The 16,519-nt window shown below is 54.1% G+C and carries 17 protein-coding genes and 1 other annotated feature; all 17 genes read right to left on the bottom strand.

Annotation, left to right across the window (positions count from 1 at the left end; translation table 11 throughout):
• Positions 1–145: 145 nt before the first annotated feature.
• Positions 146–416 (bottom strand) — a binding site (T-box leader).
• Between the two features lie 78 nt (positions 417–494).
• The 17 genes from FCN15_RS02260 to spoVAC all read right to left on the bottom strand — a co-directional run bounded on the left by FCN15_RS02260 (position 495) and on the right by spoVAC (position 16,236).
• The gene (locus FCN15_RS02260; protein ID WP_138493300.1) at positions 495–1,376 is read right to left on the bottom strand and encodes an ROK family protein; all 882 of its coding nucleotides are present in this window, start codon (positions 1,374–1,376) and stop codon (positions 495–497) included.
• Between the two features lie 143 nt (positions 1,377–1,519).
• Complete coding sequence (namA, locus tag FCN15_RS02265; RefSeq protein WP_138493301.1) at positions 1,520–2,530, bottom strand: NADPH dehydrogenase NamA; 1,011 nt, start codon at positions 2,528–2,530, stop codon at positions 1,520–1,522.
• 193 nt (positions 2,531–2,723) lie between these two features.
• Complete coding sequence (locus FCN15_RS02270) at positions 2,724–3,548, bottom strand: class I SAM-dependent DNA methyltransferase (RefSeq protein ID WP_238996464.1); 825 nt, start codon at positions 3,546–3,548, stop codon at positions 2,724–2,726.
• Positions 3,549–3,661: 113 nt separating this feature from the next.
• The gene (locus FCN15_RS02275) at positions 3,662–4,558 is read right to left on the bottom strand and encodes a CvfB family protein (RefSeq protein ID WP_138493302.1); all 897 of its coding nucleotides are present in this window, start codon (positions 4,556–4,558) and stop codon (positions 3,662–3,664) included.
• Entirely contained in the window at positions 4,555–4,902 is a 348-nt protein-coding gene (gene rsfS / locus FCN15_RS02280) for a ribosome silencing factor (RefSeq protein ID WP_138493303.1), read from the bottom strand. The genes FCN15_RS02275 and rsfS overlap by 4 nt, the downstream gene beginning before the upstream one ends.
• Before the next feature lie 26 nt (positions 4,903–4,928).
• Positions 4,929–5,540: a bis(5'-nucleosyl)-tetraphosphatase (symmetrical) YqeK gene (gene yqeK, locus FCN15_RS02285; protein WP_138493304.1), complete on the bottom strand. Its 612-nt coding sequence runs from the start codon at positions 5,538–5,540 to the stop codon at positions 4,929–4,931.
• Positions 5,524–6,126, bottom strand: a complete 603-nt coding sequence (locus FCN15_RS02290; protein ID WP_138493305.1) for a nicotinate-nucleotide adenylyltransferase — start codon at positions 6,124–6,126, stop codon at positions 5,524–5,526. Before FCN15_RS02290 ends, yqeK begins: the two co-directional genes overlap by 17 nt.
• A gap of 20 nt (positions 6,127–6,146) precedes the next feature.
• Positions 6,147–6,440 (bottom strand): ribosome assembly RNA-binding protein YhbY, encoded by a 294-nt coding sequence (gene yhbY / locus FCN15_RS02295; protein ID WP_138493435.1) that lies wholly within the window; start codon positions 6,438–6,440, stop codon positions 6,147–6,149.
• A 41-nt stretch (positions 6,441–6,481) separates the two neighbouring features.
• Complete coding sequence (gene aroE, locus FCN15_RS02300; RefSeq protein ID WP_138493306.1) at positions 6,482–7,360, bottom strand: shikimate dehydrogenase; 879 nt, start codon at positions 7,358–7,360, stop codon at positions 6,482–6,484.
• Between the two features lie 29 nt (positions 7,361–7,389).
• Positions 7,390–8,526, bottom strand: a complete 1,137-nt coding sequence (gene yqeH, locus FCN15_RS02305; RefSeq protein ID WP_138493307.1) for a ribosome biogenesis GTPase YqeH — start codon at positions 8,524–8,526, stop codon at positions 7,390–7,392.
• Positions 8,523–9,050 (bottom strand): YqeG family HAD IIIA-type phosphatase, encoded by a 528-nt coding sequence (locus FCN15_RS02310; protein WP_138493308.1) that lies wholly within the window; start codon positions 9,048–9,050, stop codon positions 8,523–8,525. Before FCN15_RS02310 ends, yqeH begins: the two co-directional genes overlap by 4 nt.
• Before the next feature lie 306 nt (positions 9,051–9,356).
• Positions 9,357–11,711: a transglutaminase TgpA family protein gene (locus FCN15_RS02315; RefSeq protein ID WP_138493309.1), complete on the bottom strand. Its 2,355-nt coding sequence runs from the start codon at positions 11,709–11,711 to the stop codon at positions 9,357–9,359.
• A complete protein-coding gene (locus FCN15_RS02320; RefSeq protein WP_162515267.1) occupies positions 11,708–13,141 on the bottom strand; it encodes a DUF58 domain-containing protein in 1,434 nt (477 codons plus the stop codon). Before FCN15_RS02320 ends, FCN15_RS02315 begins: the two co-directional genes overlap by 4 nt.
• Before the next feature lie 6 nt (positions 13,142–13,147).
• Positions 13,148–14,104: an AAA family ATPase gene (locus tag FCN15_RS02325; RefSeq protein ID WP_138493311.1), complete on the bottom strand. Its 957-nt coding sequence runs from the start codon at positions 14,102–14,104 to the stop codon at positions 13,148–13,150.
• Between the two features lie 287 nt (positions 14,105–14,391).
• On the bottom strand, positions 14,392–14,742 hold the full coding sequence (spoVAE, locus tag FCN15_RS02330; RefSeq protein WP_138493312.1) for a stage V sporulation protein AE: 351 nt from the start codon (positions 14,740–14,742) through the stop codon (positions 14,392–14,394).
• Position 14,743: 1 nt separating this feature from the next.
• Positions 14,744–15,763, bottom strand: a complete 1,020-nt coding sequence (gene spoVAD, locus FCN15_RS02335) for a stage V sporulation protein AD (RefSeq protein WP_138493313.1) — start codon at positions 15,761–15,763, stop codon at positions 14,744–14,746.
• A complete protein-coding gene (spoVAC, locus tag FCN15_RS02340) occupies positions 15,763–16,236 on the bottom strand; it encodes a stage V sporulation protein AC (RefSeq protein WP_138493436.1) in 474 nt (157 codons plus the stop codon). The genes spoVAD and spoVAC overlap by 1 nt, the downstream gene beginning before the upstream one ends.
• Positions 16,237–16,519 lie beyond the last annotated feature (283 nt).

Consider the following 16,519-nt stretch of genomic DNA (forward strand, 5'->3'; position numbering starts at 1 on the left):
TCCTTAAAAATACTCCTTCAGAAGTGCTTCCTTCACAGGTGCGTCCTTCACAAGCCTTGACTTCTCTGTACCTGCGCCGGCAATGTCCAGGTGAACCTCTCCGTAATATAGCAAAAAAACTCCCGCCCTCTAGCGAAGAAGATCCGCTAGGGACGAGAGTCTGGATTCCCGTGGTACCACCCTAGTTAGCTTCCGGCATACTTTGCCTTCGGCTCACTCAAGACCCTTAACGCGGGCGAAACGAAGATGTTCCTAATGCAATCCCGGCAGGCAGCCAGCTGGCCGACATTACCGTGCTTGGTTATTTGCATCCTGACTCCGAGGCGAGTTCACTTTAGGCTGAACGCCGGCTTGCACCTACCGCCGGTTCTCTGAAGAACAGTCCCAAAATTAATAATCCTCTTCACAGTCGTCATCATTATCCAGTTAATCAAAGCTAATTATAACGAAAAAGACTCTGCCGAGTCAATCCGCCCCTGTTGTCCGCCGTCAACTTAAAACCCGCGCTCCAGCGCCATTTGCGAAAGCGCCAAAGCGCCGCAAAGCCCCGCATTGTCGCCAAGCTTCGGGGGTACAATATAATCCGCGATATTGGCATCGCTCAGATTCGGATGCTGCACATAGCCGTTCAGCAGCTCTTTCAATTTCGTGTGAATGAGCGGGAACAGCTGAAGCTGCTTCATCACGCCGCCGCCCATGACGATTTTTTCAGGAGACAGAATGAGAATGTAGTTCATCAAGGCCTGCGCCAGATAATAGGCTTCCATATCCCAAGCCGGGTGATCCGCCGGAAGCTCGCCTGCCGGAACGCCCTGCCGCTGGCCGATTGCCGGACCCGCCGCTACGCCTTCCAGGCAGTCGCCGTGGTACGGGCAGGTGCCTTTAAATGTGTCTTCCGCATGCCGCCGGACATAAATATGCCCCATCTCCGGATGCGAAAGGCCGTGCACCAGCATCCCGCCGATCATCGCGCCGACGCCAATGCCTGTCCCGACCGTAATGTAAATACAGCTGTCGGCCCCTTTTGCGGCTCCCCATAAGGATTCGCCGAGGGCCGCTCCGTTAACGTCCGTATCAAACCCGACCGGTACGTTAAATTCCTTCTTAAGCGCACCTACAATATTGTAATTTGACCAATGCGGCTTGGGTGTTGTCGTAATATAACCGTATGTATCACTGTCAAGAACCGGATCGATCGGGCCAAAAGAGCCTACGCCCAATGCATCGAGTTGTTTATCCTTAAAATAAGCGATCACTTTCCCCATCGTTTCCTCGGGTGTCGTGGTCGGAAAGCTGACGCGGTCCAGAACCTCTCCGTCTTTGGTGCCGATGCCGCAAACAAACTTCGTGCCTCCTGCTTCAATTGCTCCAAGCATGCCTCTCGCTCCAATCTGCTTAAGTGTGAATGCATCTAATGCCGATTGTACCATAATTCAAACAAGGATGAATATGAGAAAAAGAAATGCCGCAGCCATTGCGGCCGCAGCATTTCCCAGGCTGTTTTTCTGCACAAAGAGGTTTACCAGCCCCGTGTATACGGTTTTGGAGCTTCCAGCTCAACGCCCAGTTTGGCGGCCGCAATGCGCGGCCAGTAAGGCTCGCGGAGCAGCTCACGCGCCAGGAAGATCAGATCGGCACGGCCGCTGCGCAAAATTTCCTCGGCCATTTCCGGCTCTGTAATCAGGCCGACCGCACCGGTTGGAATGCCGGCTTCGCGGCGGATATGATCCGCAAACGGCACCTGGTAGCCCGGATAAACCTCCGAAGGGCCTTTCGGCGTGATGGCACCGGAGCTGACATCAATCAGGTCGACGCCAAGCTCTTTCAGCCATTTTGCGTACACCACATAATCGTCAGGCGTTTCGCCTTCCGGATGATATTCGTGTGCCGATACACGAACCAGCAGAGGGCCGTCCCACACCTTCTGCACCTCAGCAACGATCTCCTTAAGGAAGCGGAAGCGGTTCTCCTGGCTGCCCCCGTATTCATCGCTGCGCCGGTTGCTGAGCGGAGAAAGGAACTGGTTGATCAGATAGCCGTGTGCGGCGTGCAGCTCGATCACATCGAAGCCTGCCTCTTTAGCTCTCCGGACACCGTCTGCAAAAGCCTGCACCGTCTCGCCGATCTGCTCCTTCGTCATCTCCTGCGGCGTCTGATAGCGGTCGCTGAACGCGATGGCAGATGGGGCAGCTATCGGACCCTCCAGCTCGGCCTTGCGGCCGGCATGGGCGATTTGGATGCCAATATGGGAGCCCTGGGCATGGACAAGACGAACGACTTCCTTCAGGCCTTCAATATGATCGTCGCTCCAGATTCCGAGATCATACGGGGAAATCCGGCCCTGCGGGGTCACGGCCGTAGCTTCAAGGATAATCAAGCCGACTTGTCCGACGGCACGGGCCGGATAATGAATTTTATGCCAGTCCTGCACTTTACCCGATTCGTCCTCCACAGAGTACATGCACATCGGCGCCATGACAATGCGGTTTTTCAGCGTAATATTTTTAAGTCGGTAAGGTTCAAACAGCAAGAAGCTCCACTCCTTTTTTGTATTATGTAAAAGTTAAGACGATATCCATCATACTGCTTTTTTTCGTATATCGCAATATTCCAATATTCCTTTATAACAAAACAACTGCCGCATAGCTGTAATTTGTCCATTTCAAGGCAAAAAGAAACGGCCTCCTTCACACTGAAGAAGACCGAAGACCGAGAATGATAGATTATTTAATTGCGACAAAAAACAGCCGCTCCGCCGTTTCATCCGCAGCCTGCCATTTGAAATCGGCATAACACTTGATATCCCGGAAGCCCGCACGCTTCAGCTCAGCCATCATCCATTCGGGCTCGTAAGCGCGCTGGACATGGATTTCCTCAAAGCGCTCATATAGAGCGTGCTGCCCGGAAGCTTGGCCGTTCCGTCCGTCCCGACGGGCCTCGGGGTGATCGGGAGTATTTTCCGCGCGTGCAAAAATAGATAAATGATGTTCGATTTCACAGCGCTCTTCGTCAAAATCACAGGTCCAGATGTAGGAGACCGAAGGCTCGTCGAGCACAAACGGCTGCTCCTCGTCGTAACGCCGCAGCGTGTCAGGATGGTGCACGTCGAACAAAAAGCTCCCGCCCTCTTTAAGGCCATGGTAAGTCCGGGCAAATACCTCGGCAACCTCTTCCGGCTCCAGCACATAGTTGATGCAGTCGCAGAAGGAAATCACCGAGTCGACAGGCTCGGGCATCTCCCAGCTTCGCATATCCTGACACAACCACCGGATACTCCCCTCCCGGTACAGCCTGTTTCCCCGGGCAGTAGAATCCATTTTACTCTGGGCCACCGACAGCATATCTTCCGACAGATCGATTCCCGTTACCTGATAGCCGGCGTTAGCGAGCGGGATGGTGATGCTGCCGGTGCCGCAGCCCAGCTCAACGACCGTCCGCGGATTTCCATGGCGCTCCCAGGCGGCTTGTGCAAATTGGACCCAGCTCTGATAAGGCATATCCTGCATCAGTTCATCGTATACATAGGCAAATTTCCGATAAGCCTGCATAACCGTCTTCGACTCCTTTATCATCAAAAAAACAAAGGCCGGTCCGAAACCCTGTATAAAGGTTTCAGCCTGCCTTGCTTAAAAGAGGCGGCAAATCCGCCTATGGGTTCAGCCTATTCCTGCTCTTGTTCCGGTTTAACGAGATAAGTCCAGCTTTCCTTCTGAGTAACCTTTCCGTCCTTCATCAGCTTGCCGAGCGCGCGTTTAAACGCCGATTTGCTGATGCCAAAGCGCTGCTTGATGACTTCAGGAGGGGTTACATCCGAATAAGGCATCGCGCCGCCCTGGCGTTCCATCAGGAAGGCAAGAATTTTATCAGCGTCCTCGCCCTGGCTCACTTCGCGCCGTGCCGTCATGGACAGGTTCACTCTGCCGTCTTCCCGGACATGGGCTACGCGGACCTTAACGGTCTCCCCCAGCCGAAGCAGGCGGGCACGCTCCGTGGAATGGATCATGCCGATCGCTCCAAATCCGAGCACACCGCCCTGGACAACCACAAAGGTTCCCATCTGCAGCGGCTTGTACACAATGGCGTCAAACCATTCATTCTTCCAGGAATCCGGGGCGTGGAAAGCTTTGGCGCTCAGCTCCTGCTCGCCGGCCAGTTTGGCCTTCAGGCGGCCCTGCTTGTCCTGCTCCATAATGACATACACTTGGTCACCGACGCGGGGATGAAGCTCGGGCAGCTCAGGCAGCTCACGGATCGGCAGCAGCAGCTGGCGTCCGAGTCCCATTTCCAGAAAGCAGCCGAGCCGCGGATGCACGTCCGCAACTTCAAGCAGCGCCATTTCTCCAAGCGTGAGATAAGGCTTTTTCATCGTGGCCGCGGGCCGGTCTTCCGTATCGAAGAACAGAAATACATCGACGGTATCCCCGGCTTTGACCGGGTGCGTCAGTTCCGAATAATGCAGCAGGATATCCTGTCCTTCGTCTCCGCGCAGAAAATAACCAAACGGCGAAACCTCACGGTCGACCGGCAGAGATACAATCGTTCCTGCAATCAAGCTCATACGGTCTCCACAACTTTGGCATCGGACCAAAGACGTTCGATATTATAATATTCCCGCTCGTCGCGGTGGAAGATATGCACGATGACATCGCCGAGATCCATCAGCACCCAGCGCGCAGTGTCCGTCCCCTCGATACCTTTAATTGTGCCGCCTGCTTCATGCACCTGCTTGCGGATTTCCGTTGCAATCGCCTGCACCTGCGTATCGGAATTCCCGTGACAGATTACAAAATAATCCGCGATCAGGGAGATGCCTTTCAAATCCAAAGCTACGATGTTCATCGCTTTCTTATCATCAGCGGCTGTAACCGCGAGATTTAACAATTGCTGTGGCGAAACTGCCATTCCGTTTCCTCCTTCTAGTCGTTTAATTATTCAGCGGAAGCAGCCTGTCCGCGCTTGGCGGCAGCAAGCTGCCTTACAAGATCATTCCGGGCCAGCACCGTCATCGGAAAAATAATTTTGCGCTGCTGGAGCAGGAAGGAGATTGTAGAGTCGAAGCCGGCGACCAGCGCTTCTTCAAGACTATTTTTCGCCAAATCCCGAATGATATCCACGCCCGGAAAATCCCGGCCCGGTTCAATATAATCGGCCAGGCAGATGATCTTGTCCATCTTCGTCATGCCGACGCGGCCCGAGGTATGATACCGGATGGCGTCCAGCACCTCCCGGTCTGTAATGCCGTAATCCTTTTCGGCTACGAAAGCGCCGACCTCGGAATGCAGCAGCTGCTTGTCATACTCCAGAAGCTCCTGGTTTAAGCCGGCAGCCGCATTGTCGCGGACCACGCTTTCCTGCCTGTCGATCGGCCAGTATTTGGCCACATCGTGCAGAAGCGCCGCCAGATCAGCCTTGACCGGATCAGCGCCGTAGCGCTCCGCCAGCTCCACAGCCGATGCCATAACGCCTTCCGTATGCTTCCAGCGCTTCTCGGGCATCTGACCGGACACCGCTTTGATCAGTTCATCACGGGTGTATGTCATAAGCTCCGCTCCTTATCATGAGTTCATAGACCGAATCCGGAACCAAATAGCGGATGGACTGGCCTTTCTTCAGCCTGCTCCGGATCAGACTGGACGAAATGTCCACCAGCGGCATTTCCGCCAGGACAACTCCGCTCTGGATAAAGTCAGGCAGCGAATCCAGCTCCAGCATGCTTCCCGGGCGCTGCAGGCCTATAAAGGTAATCATTTCAACCAGCTCATCAATGCCTTCCCATTTCGGCAGATAGTTCACCATGTCGGCGCCGATAATAAAATAAAAATCGATCTCCGGGTGCTCCGCACGCAGCTCTTTAATCGTATCAACGGTATAGGATATTCCGCCTCTGCGCAGCTCGATGTCCAGCGGCAGAAAGGCCGGATTACTCGCTATTGCCGCTTTAACCAGCTCAAGCCGCTGCTCACCGCTGACCCCTGCTTTGGCTTTGTGAGGGGGCAGGTGCGAAGGCATGAACCATACCTCTTCGAGGCCGTATTGATCCCTGGCCGCCTCCGCTGCAAGCAGATGCCCGGTATGAATAGGATCAAAAGCGCCGCCCATGATGCCTACTTTCTTTCTGGCCGTCATTGCCATCAGCTACCTTTCCGTTATTTCGGCAGCTCGATCTGTTTGTATTCCCTGGACTCTTTATAGAGTACAATCGTTCTGCCAATCGTCTGTACCAGCTCTGCTCCTGAGCCTTCCGCAAGCTCCTCGGCAATCTCCTTCGGATCTTCCAGGCAGTTGTTCAGCACGGAGACCTTGATCAGCTCTCTGCGTTCAAGCGCTTCTTCAATATTTTTAATGACGCCTTCGTTAGTGCCGCCCTTCCCTACTTGAAAGATAGGATCCAAATGATGCGCCTGGGCGCGTAGAAAACGTTTCTGTTTACCTGTCAACATGTATTTCATTGCTCCATTCTCATTTTAAAATACTGCCTCTATTATACCCCAAAAGCAGCCAAAACTGCTTGTCTCATCGTTTCAGCCGGAGCCTGGCGCCCCGTCCAGAATTCAAAAGCATAGGCCCCCTGATAGACAAACATGCCCAGTCCGCCGTGAATCCGGCAGTTCCTGGCTTCCGCTTCCTGCAGCAGACGGGTCTTGAGCGGGTTGTAGATCAGATCGCTGACCACGATTCCTTCCGGAATAAGGGACGCATCAAGCGGCGATGCACCGCTGTCCGGAAACATGCCGACCGAAGTCGTGTTGATGATAATATCCGCTTTGGCCGCAGATACTCTCAACGATTCCGAATCCGTTCCGCACGCGGTGATCTTTCCAAGCCCGGCCCACTCCTGGGCCAGCTTGTGTGCATTTTCCAGCGTACGATTGGCAATGATGACTTCAGCCGGCTTCTCTTTAAGAAGCGCATGAACAATGCCGCGCGCTGCTCCGCCTGCGCCAAGCACAAGAACCCTCGACCCGGATAAATCCGGCACGGCTTCTTCTTTAAGAGACCGGATGTAACCGATGCCGTCCGTATTATAGCCGGTAAGAAATCCCCCGTCATTCACGATGGTATTGACCGCCCCTACCGCTTTGGCATCAGCATCAATGGCATCCAGGCAGGCCATCACATTCACTTTGTGCGGCACGGTAACATTTACTCCCCGGAAGCCTAGAGCCCGGATGCCTTCAACAGCAGCCTCCAGATTCTCCCCTTTAACGTGCAGCGGCACATAAGACCCGGCTAGTCCAAACTCCTGCATGGCCGCATTGTGCATGACCGGAGATTTGCTCTGCCGGATCGGATCGCCCATAACGCCTAGCAGAAGCTGTTCGCCTTCCAGCGGGCGGCTTGAACCGTTTTCTTTTCCCATATTCCGATATTCTCCCTCCGGCTTTGCCCTTAGATCAAAGAATCCCGTACCATCACTCTTATGCCTTTCGGAGCATGCACCGCCACTACTGACCCCTGATCGCTGTTGATCTTCACCCAGCCAAGTCCCGAAATAAAGACATCGGACTGGGAGCCCTTGGCAATACGGAACTCATGTCTTGTCCAAGCCGGCAGCTTCTCCAGATTCTCTTTGCTTGGCGGAGAGAGGAGCTCTCCGGCGTGATTCGCAAACAGCTCGTCCGCGCGTTCCAATTTCGTCCGGTGGATCGGCACACCACTGCTGACAAAGCAGGTAAAGGAATGATGATGGCCTGTTCCCTGAATGAAATCAAATCTGGCAAAACCGCCAAGGAACAGCGTTTGGCCCTCATTCAGCTGATAAACCGCCGGTTTGAGCGCTTTTTCAGGCAGCAGAACGCCCAGATCGCGCGTATCCACGATTTCAGTATAGCGGGACGGATACATAATTCCCGGAGTATCCACGATAAACTTGCCGTCGTCGAGCGGAATGTTGACCATATCAAGCGTCGTACCCGGATAGCGGGAAGTCGTCAGCTCCTGCTCGAGATCGCTGTAATCCCGGATCAGGCGGTTGATCAGCGTGGATTTTCCGACATTGGTAGCCCCGACGACATACACGTCCCGGTCGCCGCGGTGCCGTCCGACAGCCTCCAGCAGGCGGTCAAAGCCGTCGCTGCGCTTCGCGCTGCACAGGACAATATCCACCGTTTTAAGCCCGGCATCTTTAGCCTGTTTCTGCACCCAGTTGCGGATTTTGTTCCAGTTCGTGACCTTTGGAAGCAGGTCCGTTTTATTTACCGCAAGCAGCACAGGATTATTGCCGATAAAGCGCTGCAGGCCGCTGATTACACTGCCCTGGAAGTCAAAAAGATCTACAATATGAATCACTAGCGCATTCTTTGTGCCGATCTGGCCAAGCAGACGCAAAAATTCATCCTGATCCGGCGTTACGGACGAGGATTCGTTATAATTCTTGATCCGGAAGCATCTCTGACAGATGACCGGCTCATTCTGCAGAGCCTTCTCCGGCACGTAGCCGGGCTTGACGGTATCTGTAGTCTGCAGAGGAATCCCGCAGCCGCTGCAGCGCGGCTGGGAGGCTGTTTCTCTAGTAGATGTAGTCATTTCTTCTTATCCTCCTCAAGCCAAAGTCCGGCCTTATGAAGCCGCCCCTTGACGTATCGCTCAAGTCTGCGGTTAATCCGCGTTCCAATTCCCTCATCAGCAACCGAAATCGGCAGCACAAGCACAGTAAACAACCCCAGGCGGTTCCCGCCCAATACATCGGTCATCAGCTGATCGCCTATGACGATGGTTTCCTGAGGTCGCAGTTTCATCATATTCATGGCTCGTTTAAACGGGGCATTGGAAGGCTTGCGGGCCTGGTGAACGAATTGGATATTTAAAGGAGTCGCAAACGCAGACACCCTGTTCATGGAGTTATTCGAGACGATAATCAGCTCAAAGCCGCATCTCTTAACCTGTTCAAACCATGCTGCGAGTTTTGGATTCGATAACGGATCCTTGGCTCCGACCAGCGTATTGTCCAAATCCGTAATGATTCCTCTGTAGCCTTTGGCGTACAGATCCTCCAGATCGATGTCAAACACCGTATCCACCCGTAATTTGGGCATAAATTTCTCAAACAATGACGTCACCTCGGTTTCATAGGACAAACTATACCATAATCTTCAATTATAGCAAGTCTGACAGGCTTTAAACAGCACGAAATCAGGCAGGCCGGCCATAAAAAATTCCCTTACAAAGTTCCCTCATTAAATCCCGGAAATCGCCGGCAAATTACTGGGAAATTATTGTGGAAGTACTGGCAAAATACTGGGGAAGTACTGGCAAAGTGCCGGGAGCTTCGCATCCTGAAAAAAAGAAACGGAAGCCGCCCAGCCGCCAAGCGGCCGAACCGGCATCCGTTTATGAGTCTTGCTGCAGTCTCAAGATCAGCCGGATGAATGGGTATCCTTCTGCTCCTTATGACTGTTTCGCTTATTTTGCTTATTATGCCTGCCTCGCTTGTTTTGCTTGTTTTGCTTGTTGCTGCGCAGGAAACTTTTAAGCTCCCGGGATAAACGTACGGTTTCGCGCCAGTCCTCCCCGCCGATCGAATCGGCGCTGTATTTAGCCTGCTCGAACTGCCTGAGCAACGGCTGCAAATGCTCCGCGGCTTGCGGCTGTTCCCGCTCCCAGCGGAGAACGGCTTCCCTTATCGTCTCATGATCGGCCCTGTCATACCCCTGGCGTCTCATCAGGCTCTGCCAGCGCCGCGCCTCGGAGACGACCTTCTCCGCATTGGACAGGCGGTGACCGTGTCTGATCCGCAGCAGGCCGAAGTATAACGCGGTACGATTTCTCCAGACAGTGAAGCCGGCCCAGAGCAGAACGACTGCCGCCAGCCCCCAGCCGATCAGGGAAACGGGAATCGGAGTGCCGGAATCACCGGCAGGCTGCTGCTCAGGCTGAACGTTCTCCTCCTGCTGCTCCGGCTGCTGCTCCTCTTCAGGCTCGTCAGCCTGGGTCTGAGGCACGGAGTTCTCCGGCAAGGAGAAGCCCGGCGTCGCTTCTACCGGAACCCAGCCATAAGTTTCCCCCAAATAGACTTCAGCCCAGGAATGGGCATCAGCATTGGTTACGATATAGGTTTCAAGCGGTTGATCAGGATCCAGCGATTTGGCCGCCGCCTCCGGGGATGAGCTTATCTGGCCCGGCGCGTAGCCTTTAACCCAGCGGGCGGGAATATCCAGCGAACGGGCCATCATGACAAGGGCGGTTGAAAAATAATCGCAGTACCCTTCCTTGATCTCGAAGAGGAAGCTGCCGACGAAATCCTTGGACTGTTTCCGGGTCAGGTCCGGACTATTCGTATAAGTGAAATTAGAACGCAAATAATCTCTTAGAAGCTTGACTTTACCGTACGGCGTACTGCTTGAAACTGTCACCTGCTCCGCCAGCTCTTTGACGCTCTCCGGGAAGGATGACGGCATTTGGAGGTAGGAATTTGCCTCATCTATGTTTGTTCCGTACAGCTCCTCGAAGGTAGCGTTATCCAGTTCATCCTCAGAGATGTCGGGCACTTCAGAAACGACCGTGTACGCTTTCGGATAGCTGCTGCCGGCTTTAGTTCCGCCTGCGAATCCTCCCCAGTTCATCGTTGACCGCTTGTAGTCCCAGATCAGTCTGGGTCTGCGGCTGCTGCTTCCCGCAGCTATAGGAATATCGACTCTTGAGATGGAGTAAGCGCCAAACAGCACCGGGTAATTGTCCTGACTCTGCATCGTAATCTGCTGGGTCACTTCCTTGGTCGCCATGGAACCCAGCTGGGGGTTATCCAAGCTTTCACCATTTCCGACGGACTGCGGTCCTGATGTGTCCCTGGCATCGTCGATCCAGCCGGTTCCCGTATAGTATTCGCGCGTCTCCCCGCGCCAATATGAACGGGAATTGGTCACCACCGTCATGACGGGGCTGTTATCAAATTGAAAGCCTCCGCCCAGCTTGCTGTCATCCCGGCTGTAGCCTGAGGTTGTTCCGGAGGAGCCAATGCCGGTTTGACCGGAACCGCTTCCTGAGGAGCTTCCTCCGTTATTGGAAGAGTCCCCGCCATACCAGCTGTCCTTGATGATCGTATAGGGATCGTCAAGCACGGGGCTGATCTTCGGCATGCTGACCCCGATCCACATAACGGCGGCAAACACGATCGTAATATTCGCCAGGATGCGCAGCGGCCTTCTTCTCAAGGCTGTCCAGCCCTTGGGATGGTTCAGCTCCATACGGCGGAAGTGATGGCTGACCAGCCAGGCCATACCGGCAAATACGGACCAGGCCGTTTCTGTCCACAAGGAATAAGGAGTAAAGGAATCCAGGATGGTAAATGCCACAATATTAAGTCCAAGAAAAAGCAGAATCCGGCTGCGGCGGTCCACCACCCGCACCGCCAGCTCAAACAGAGCCCAGGAGGCGACCGAGAACCATAAATAAGGAGATAACTGCTCGCCGGTGAGCCGGATTTTATCGCTGAGCGCAAGATAAGCGTAAGAGACTCCAAACAGCTTATAAATGCCTAATACGCGGATATGGATGATAATGATCAGACCAAGCTTAACCAGCCAGCGGATCACGGACCCGACAGGCAGAAATTCTGCTGCTGCAGTCGCAATAAGGGTATAAAGAACAAGATGCGAGGTCTGGTTCAGCCAGACAGGCTCTGTGAAGCGGTACCACTCGCAGGCCAGAATAAAAACCCAAACCACCGAAGCCAGATAATACCAGTTCCGTGATAATCTGCGCAGCGTGCTCATAGGCGGGCACCTCCAATCGCCGCCGGCAGCTCTTCAAGCGATCTTACATAAGAGCCTTGGATTCCTGAATAACCCCAAGAGGAATAGGATGGAAAGGCGGCTGCAAGCCCGGGCCCTGACCCGTATCCAGACCCGAATCCAGAGCCGATTCCAGGCCCGATTCCAGCCCCGGATCCAGCTCCAAGCCCAGACCCAGACCCGCGTCCCGGCACTGGCCCAGGCTCTGAGCGGCTCCCTATCTGAATGTGGTAGAAAGGCAGCTGTCGCTGGCGGGCAAAATGAATCAGCTCTGAAGCAGCTTCCATCCGCTTGGAGCTTATATAAACCAAAAGCGAACCGCGCCGGAACTGATGGGCTTGGGATTCCAGATAGGAATGCCCGTCAGCCTCCCCTTCGGGCATGAGATCTACTAAATGATGAAGCATTTCCTGACGATGGTACGGTCCTGGGACCGGGGGAAAAACAGCCGGGCGCGCCCCCAGGGTGCACAGTCCCATGCTGATCCGGTTTCTGGCCCCGTAATCCAGCAGGGAGGCGGCTGTCGAGACGGCAAGCTCAAACTGCTCAAGCTTCGGATAGCTGTCCTTGGCCGCGTCAAGCACCAGCATGGTCTTCGGCATCGCTTCATGCTCGAATTCCTTGGATTTCAAGCTGCCGGTTTTGGCAGTGGCATTCCAGTGGATGCGCGTGATCCGGTCGCCCGGCACGTAATCGCGGACTCCGCTGGTCTGCGTCGTTTCCCTGCGGGAAAGAGCATGATCCTCCGGACCGGCCAGGCGGTGGCCGCGTTCAAAGAGCTGCCATCTCGGAATAAATACAGTTCTGGGTAGAACCTGAAAGCTTCCCGGAATGGAGATCGTCCGTTTATGCTCTACAAGGCCAAAGATATCTTCATAAACGAGCTCTGTAGCGGCGAAGGAATAAGTGCCTCTTTCAAGCGGCGGCGTCTGGTAAGACAGTTCTCCTCCGGAACGGACATTCGGCACAACACTTTCCTCAAATGACCAGGATTCGCCGCTGTGGCGGACCAGCACCTCGCGGACAATCACATACGGGACCGGCAGAAACCGGGGAGGCTCCATGCGAAACTGGATACGGACCTGATTGCCGGCCTGAAGAGGCTCCCGCTCCTCCTTGACGGACAAGGACCTGTATCCCCGGGTTTTGAGCCGGGTGCCAAGCAGGCTGATAAACCAGTACAAGGCGAGCAGCGATACCATGACAAACAGCATGATGGAGGTTTTACCGCCCTGAAACAGCATATAGAACAAGCACGCCGCCCATATTAAAGCAAACAGCTTGACGCCGAAAAATGTACGTTCCCTCTTGTTACGTCTCTTCTGGTTTCGTTCGTTCTGGTTACGTCTCTTCTTGTTTCGTTCGTTCTGGTTACGTTCCCTCTTCCGGAAACTCAGCTTGAAACGGGCCATAGGCATTTATCGCCCCACAGACACAGGAACCTGGATCCGTTCCAATATGGAACGGAGGACCGATCCCGCATGTTGGCTGGACGGCTTGGTATCCGGCCGCAGCAGCATCCGGTGGCCGAGCACATAAGGCGCAAGAATCTTGATATCATCCGGAAGCACAAAATCGCGGCCGTCCAGATAAGCGAAAGCTTTTACCGCAGCCGTAAAGGCCAGTGAAGCGCGGGGACTTGCGCCAAGCAGAACGGCTCCATGCTGTCTGGTGCTCCGGACAATTTCCAGCAGATACCCGGTCACCGTCTCACTGATATGCACATGGCGGACTTCCTCCTGAAGCTGGCCGATCCGGTACATATCCGTAACGGGGGCTAATGTGTCTGCCGGCTGCCCGGCCTGCTGGGACAGGATCATTTTCTTCTCCGTATCGGCATCCGGATAACCCATTGCAATCTTGATCATAAAGCGGTCAAGCTGAGCCTCGGGGAGCATGTAAGTGCCTTCAAAGTCAATCGGATTCTGGGTTGCACACAGCATAAAAGGCTGCGGAAGCGGGTGAGTGACTCCATCGACGGTCACGCTCCGTTCCTCCATTACCTCCAGCAGTGCCGACTGGGTTTTGGTCGTGGCCCGGTTGATCTCATCAGCCAGCAGAATATTCGCCATCACAGGACCGGCCCGGAATACAAATTTCTGTTCATGCGGGTGGTAAATAGAAACCCCTGTAATATCGCTCGGCAGAATATCCGGGTTGCACTGAATCCGGCGGTATTCCCCGTTCATGGATTTGGCCAAAGCCTTAATGAGCTGGGTTTTGCCTGTTCCGGGTACATCTTCAATAAGCACATGACCGCCTGCAAGCAGAGCGGTGAGCAGAAGTTTGATTTCAAACGATTTCCCCAGGATGCAGGATTCCAAATTGGTTCGAACAGCAGATATAACAGCTATTGATTCGGCATTTAAGGGCATATCCTAAGCCTCCTAGAGCATCATCAGATTTAATAAAAGCAAATGCAATAATGACTTATCAATCAAAAAGCGGTTCCTTTCATTATTGTACATGATAAAGCGGCAGGAAGTACATGACATCCGAGGTTTTCAGTTGTCACTTAATGCCATTAAATTACATAAAGCCGCAGCCGAGCCCAAGAAACAGATCTATAAGCAGCAGACATATTACGCGCACAAAAAAACAGGCGGACACCGCAACCGGTACCTGCCTGCCTTGGAAAACAACCCGTTTCTGCTTGCCCTGCTCAGCCCTTCGGCCGGACAACAAGAGCGGCAAGAAACGAAAAGATGATCGCCGAAGAAATCCCGGCGCTTGTGACATCAAAGATCCCCGTAATAACTCCGATCCATCCGTCCCGGTGCAGTTCTGTAACCGCCCCGTGGACCAGGGAATTACCAAAGCTGGTAATGGGAACAGAAGCCCCTGCTCCCGCAAATTTCACTAATGGCTCGTACCAGCCCAGCCCGTCCAGCACCGCGCCGACAACAACAAGCGTACTCATGGTATGAGCCGGAGTCAGCTTGCCTACATCAAACATCAGCTGCCCGACAACGCAGAAGGCGCCGCCGATAAGAAATGCCCACAGAAAGATCATGTTATTGTAAACCCTCCCTCTCAATAGCTACAGCATGAGCGATGCAGGGAATGGACTCTCCCTGCTGATAAGAAAGCGGAGACAGCAGCGCGCCGGTCGCAACCACCAGCACGCGGTTCAGCCTGCCGGCCTTGATCTGCCTCAAAATGTGGCCGTAGGTAACGGTGGCGGAGCAGCCGCAGCCGCTTCCTCCGGCAAATACCTGCGGCTGCTTCTCCCGGTCATAAATCATCAGACCGCAGTCCTTGAAATGGGTCTTCTCCATTTGAAGACCGTCCTGCTTCAGAATATCTTTAACGATAGGCAGGCCGACCGATGCAAGGTCTCCCGTTACGATCAGGTCGTAATCCTCCGGCGACCTGCCGGTATCCCGGAAATGGGTAACGATTGTATCCGCCGCAGCCGGAGCCATGGCCGCCCCCATATTAAACGGATCCGTAACGCCCAGATCCTGAATTCTGCCGATGGTGGCATGGGTCACTCTTGGCCCGCTTCCTTTGGCCGCAACGACGGCGCAGCCCGAGCCGGTAACCGTATACTGGGCTGTCGGCGGCTTCTGCGAGCCGTATTCGGTCGGATAACGAAACTGCTTTTCCACGGTACAGTTGTGGCTGGAGGTTCCGGCAAGCACAAAGCCAGCGTTCCCGCTGTCCACCATCATCGCGGCAATAGCCAGGCTTTCCATCGAGGTCGAGCATGCGCCGAATACGCCGAGGTAAGGGGCAGCAAACGTCCGGGCGGCAAAAGTGGCGCTGATGATCTGGTTCATCAGGTCGCCCCCGACGAAAAAGTGCAGCTGCTCCTTCGTAATGCCCGCATTCATTATGGCCGCAGAGCCGGCATGCTCCAGCAGCCTGCGTTCCGCTTTTTCCCACGTCGTTTCATTGATCTCCAGGTTGTCAAACACGTAATCAAAATCCCCGGCAAGCGGCCCCTTTCCTTCTTCAGGACCGACTACCGCCGCCGCTCCAATGATGGCCGGCTTGGAACGGAATTCCCAGGTCTGCCCGCCGATCAGCATCAGGAATGCCCCCCCTGAATGCCGAAGATGGCATAAATAATCCCAATGACAAAAGCTGCCACAACGCCAAAGACAATTACGGAGCCTGCCAATTTGAACATGTTGGCGCCAACGCCAAGCACCAGGCCTTCGCTGCGGCTCTCCAGCGCGGACGAGCACATGGAGTTGGCAAAACCGGTGACCGGAACAGCAGAGCCCGCTCCCGCCCACTGCGCAATTTTGTCGTATACCCCCATACTCGTCAAAATAATGGAGATGATAATGAGAACGGCAACCGTCGGGTTGGCTGCTTCCCGTTCAGACATGTCAAACACCGCTTTGAAGAACTCCTGGATCGCTTGTCCGATCGTGCAAATGACACCTCCGACCAAGAAGGCACGGGCACAGTTTGAGAATACGCTCCGCGAAGGTTCATGCTTCTTGGCAATCCGCTTGTAGTCTTCTGCATCGAGCGAAACCGAATTCAGCTTGATTCTGGCTCCCGGTCTTGTTTTAGTTGCCACGCCTGATTCCTCCTTGTTGCGAAAAAAGGTTTGTTTAGCCGTTATTATTTGTAACCTGCGCCACCATTATGTTTGTTAAATTTTCCTGTCAGGGAAAATATAAAAAGGCACCCCCGCCTCATGCAGACCTTGATCTGTCATGGATCAGGAACGCCTCTTTTTCAAGCGCCTTGCCCGGTAAAATGCGTCAATCATAACAGCTTCAGAATGATAACAAGCAGCACAAACAATACAAGGATCAGCAGCCATTCCT

This window comes from Paenibacillus pinistramenti (assembly GCF_005869875.1).
In the GTDB taxonomy this organism is placed as follows: domain Bacteria; phylum Bacillota; class Bacilli; order Paenibacillales; family Paenibacillaceae; genus Fontibacillus; species Fontibacillus pinistramenti.

Excerpts from the sequence above, each read along its gene's own strand:
- FCN15_RS02260 (WP_138493300.1), bottom strand. The coding sequence starts at position 1,376 with ATGCTTGGAGCAATTGAAGCAGGAGGCACGAAGTTTGTTTGCGGCATC.
- FCN15_RS02270 (WP_238996464.1), bottom strand. The coding sequence starts at position 3,548 with ATGCAGGCTTATCGGAAATTTGCCTATGTATACGATGAACTGATGCAG.
- FCN15_RS02275 (WP_138493302.1), bottom strand. The coding sequence starts at position 4,558 with ATGAGCTTGATTGCAGGAACGATTGTATCTCTGCCGGTCGACCGTGAG.
- rsfS (WP_138493303.1), bottom strand. The coding sequence starts at position 4,902 with ATGGCAGTTTCGCCACAGCAATTGTTAAATCTCGCGGTTACAGCCGCT.
- yqeK (WP_138493304.1), bottom strand. The coding sequence starts at position 5,540 with ATGACATACACCCGTGATGAACTGATCAAAGCGGTGTCCGGTCAGATG.
- FCN15_RS02290 (WP_138493305.1), bottom strand. The coding sequence starts at position 6,126 with ATGACGGCCAGAAAGAAAGTAGGCATCATGGGCGGCGCTTTTGATCCT.
- yhbY (WP_138493435.1), bottom strand. The coding sequence starts at position 6,440 with ATGTTGACAGGTAAACAGAAACGTTTTCTACGCGCCCAGGCGCATCAT.
- aroE (WP_138493306.1), bottom strand. The coding sequence starts at position 7,360 with ATGGGAAAAGAAAACGGTTCAAGCCGCCCGCTGGAAGGCGAACAGCTT.
- yqeH (WP_138493307.1), bottom strand. The coding sequence starts at position 8,526 with ATGACTACATCTACTAGAGAAACAGCCTCCCAGCCGCGCTGCAGCGGC.
- FCN15_RS02315 (WP_138493309.1), bottom strand. The coding sequence starts at position 11,711 with ATGAGCACGCTGCGCAGATTATCACGGAACTGGTATTATCTGGCTTCG.
- FCN15_RS02320 (WP_162515267.1), bottom strand. The coding sequence starts at position 13,141 with ATGGCCCGTTTCAAGCTGAGTTTCCGGAAGAGGGAACGTAACCAGAAC.
- FCN15_RS02325 (WP_138493311.1), bottom strand. The coding sequence starts at position 14,104 with ATGCCCTTAAATGCCGAATCAATAGCTGTTATATCTGCTGTTCGAACC.
- spoVAE (WP_138493312.1), bottom strand. The coding sequence starts at position 14,742 with ATGATCTTTCTGTGGGCATTTCTTATCGGCGGCGCCTTCTGCGTTGTC.
- spoVAD (WP_138493313.1), bottom strand. The coding sequence starts at position 15,763 with ATGCTGATCGGCGGGCAGACCTGGGAATTCCGTTCCAAGCCGGCCATC.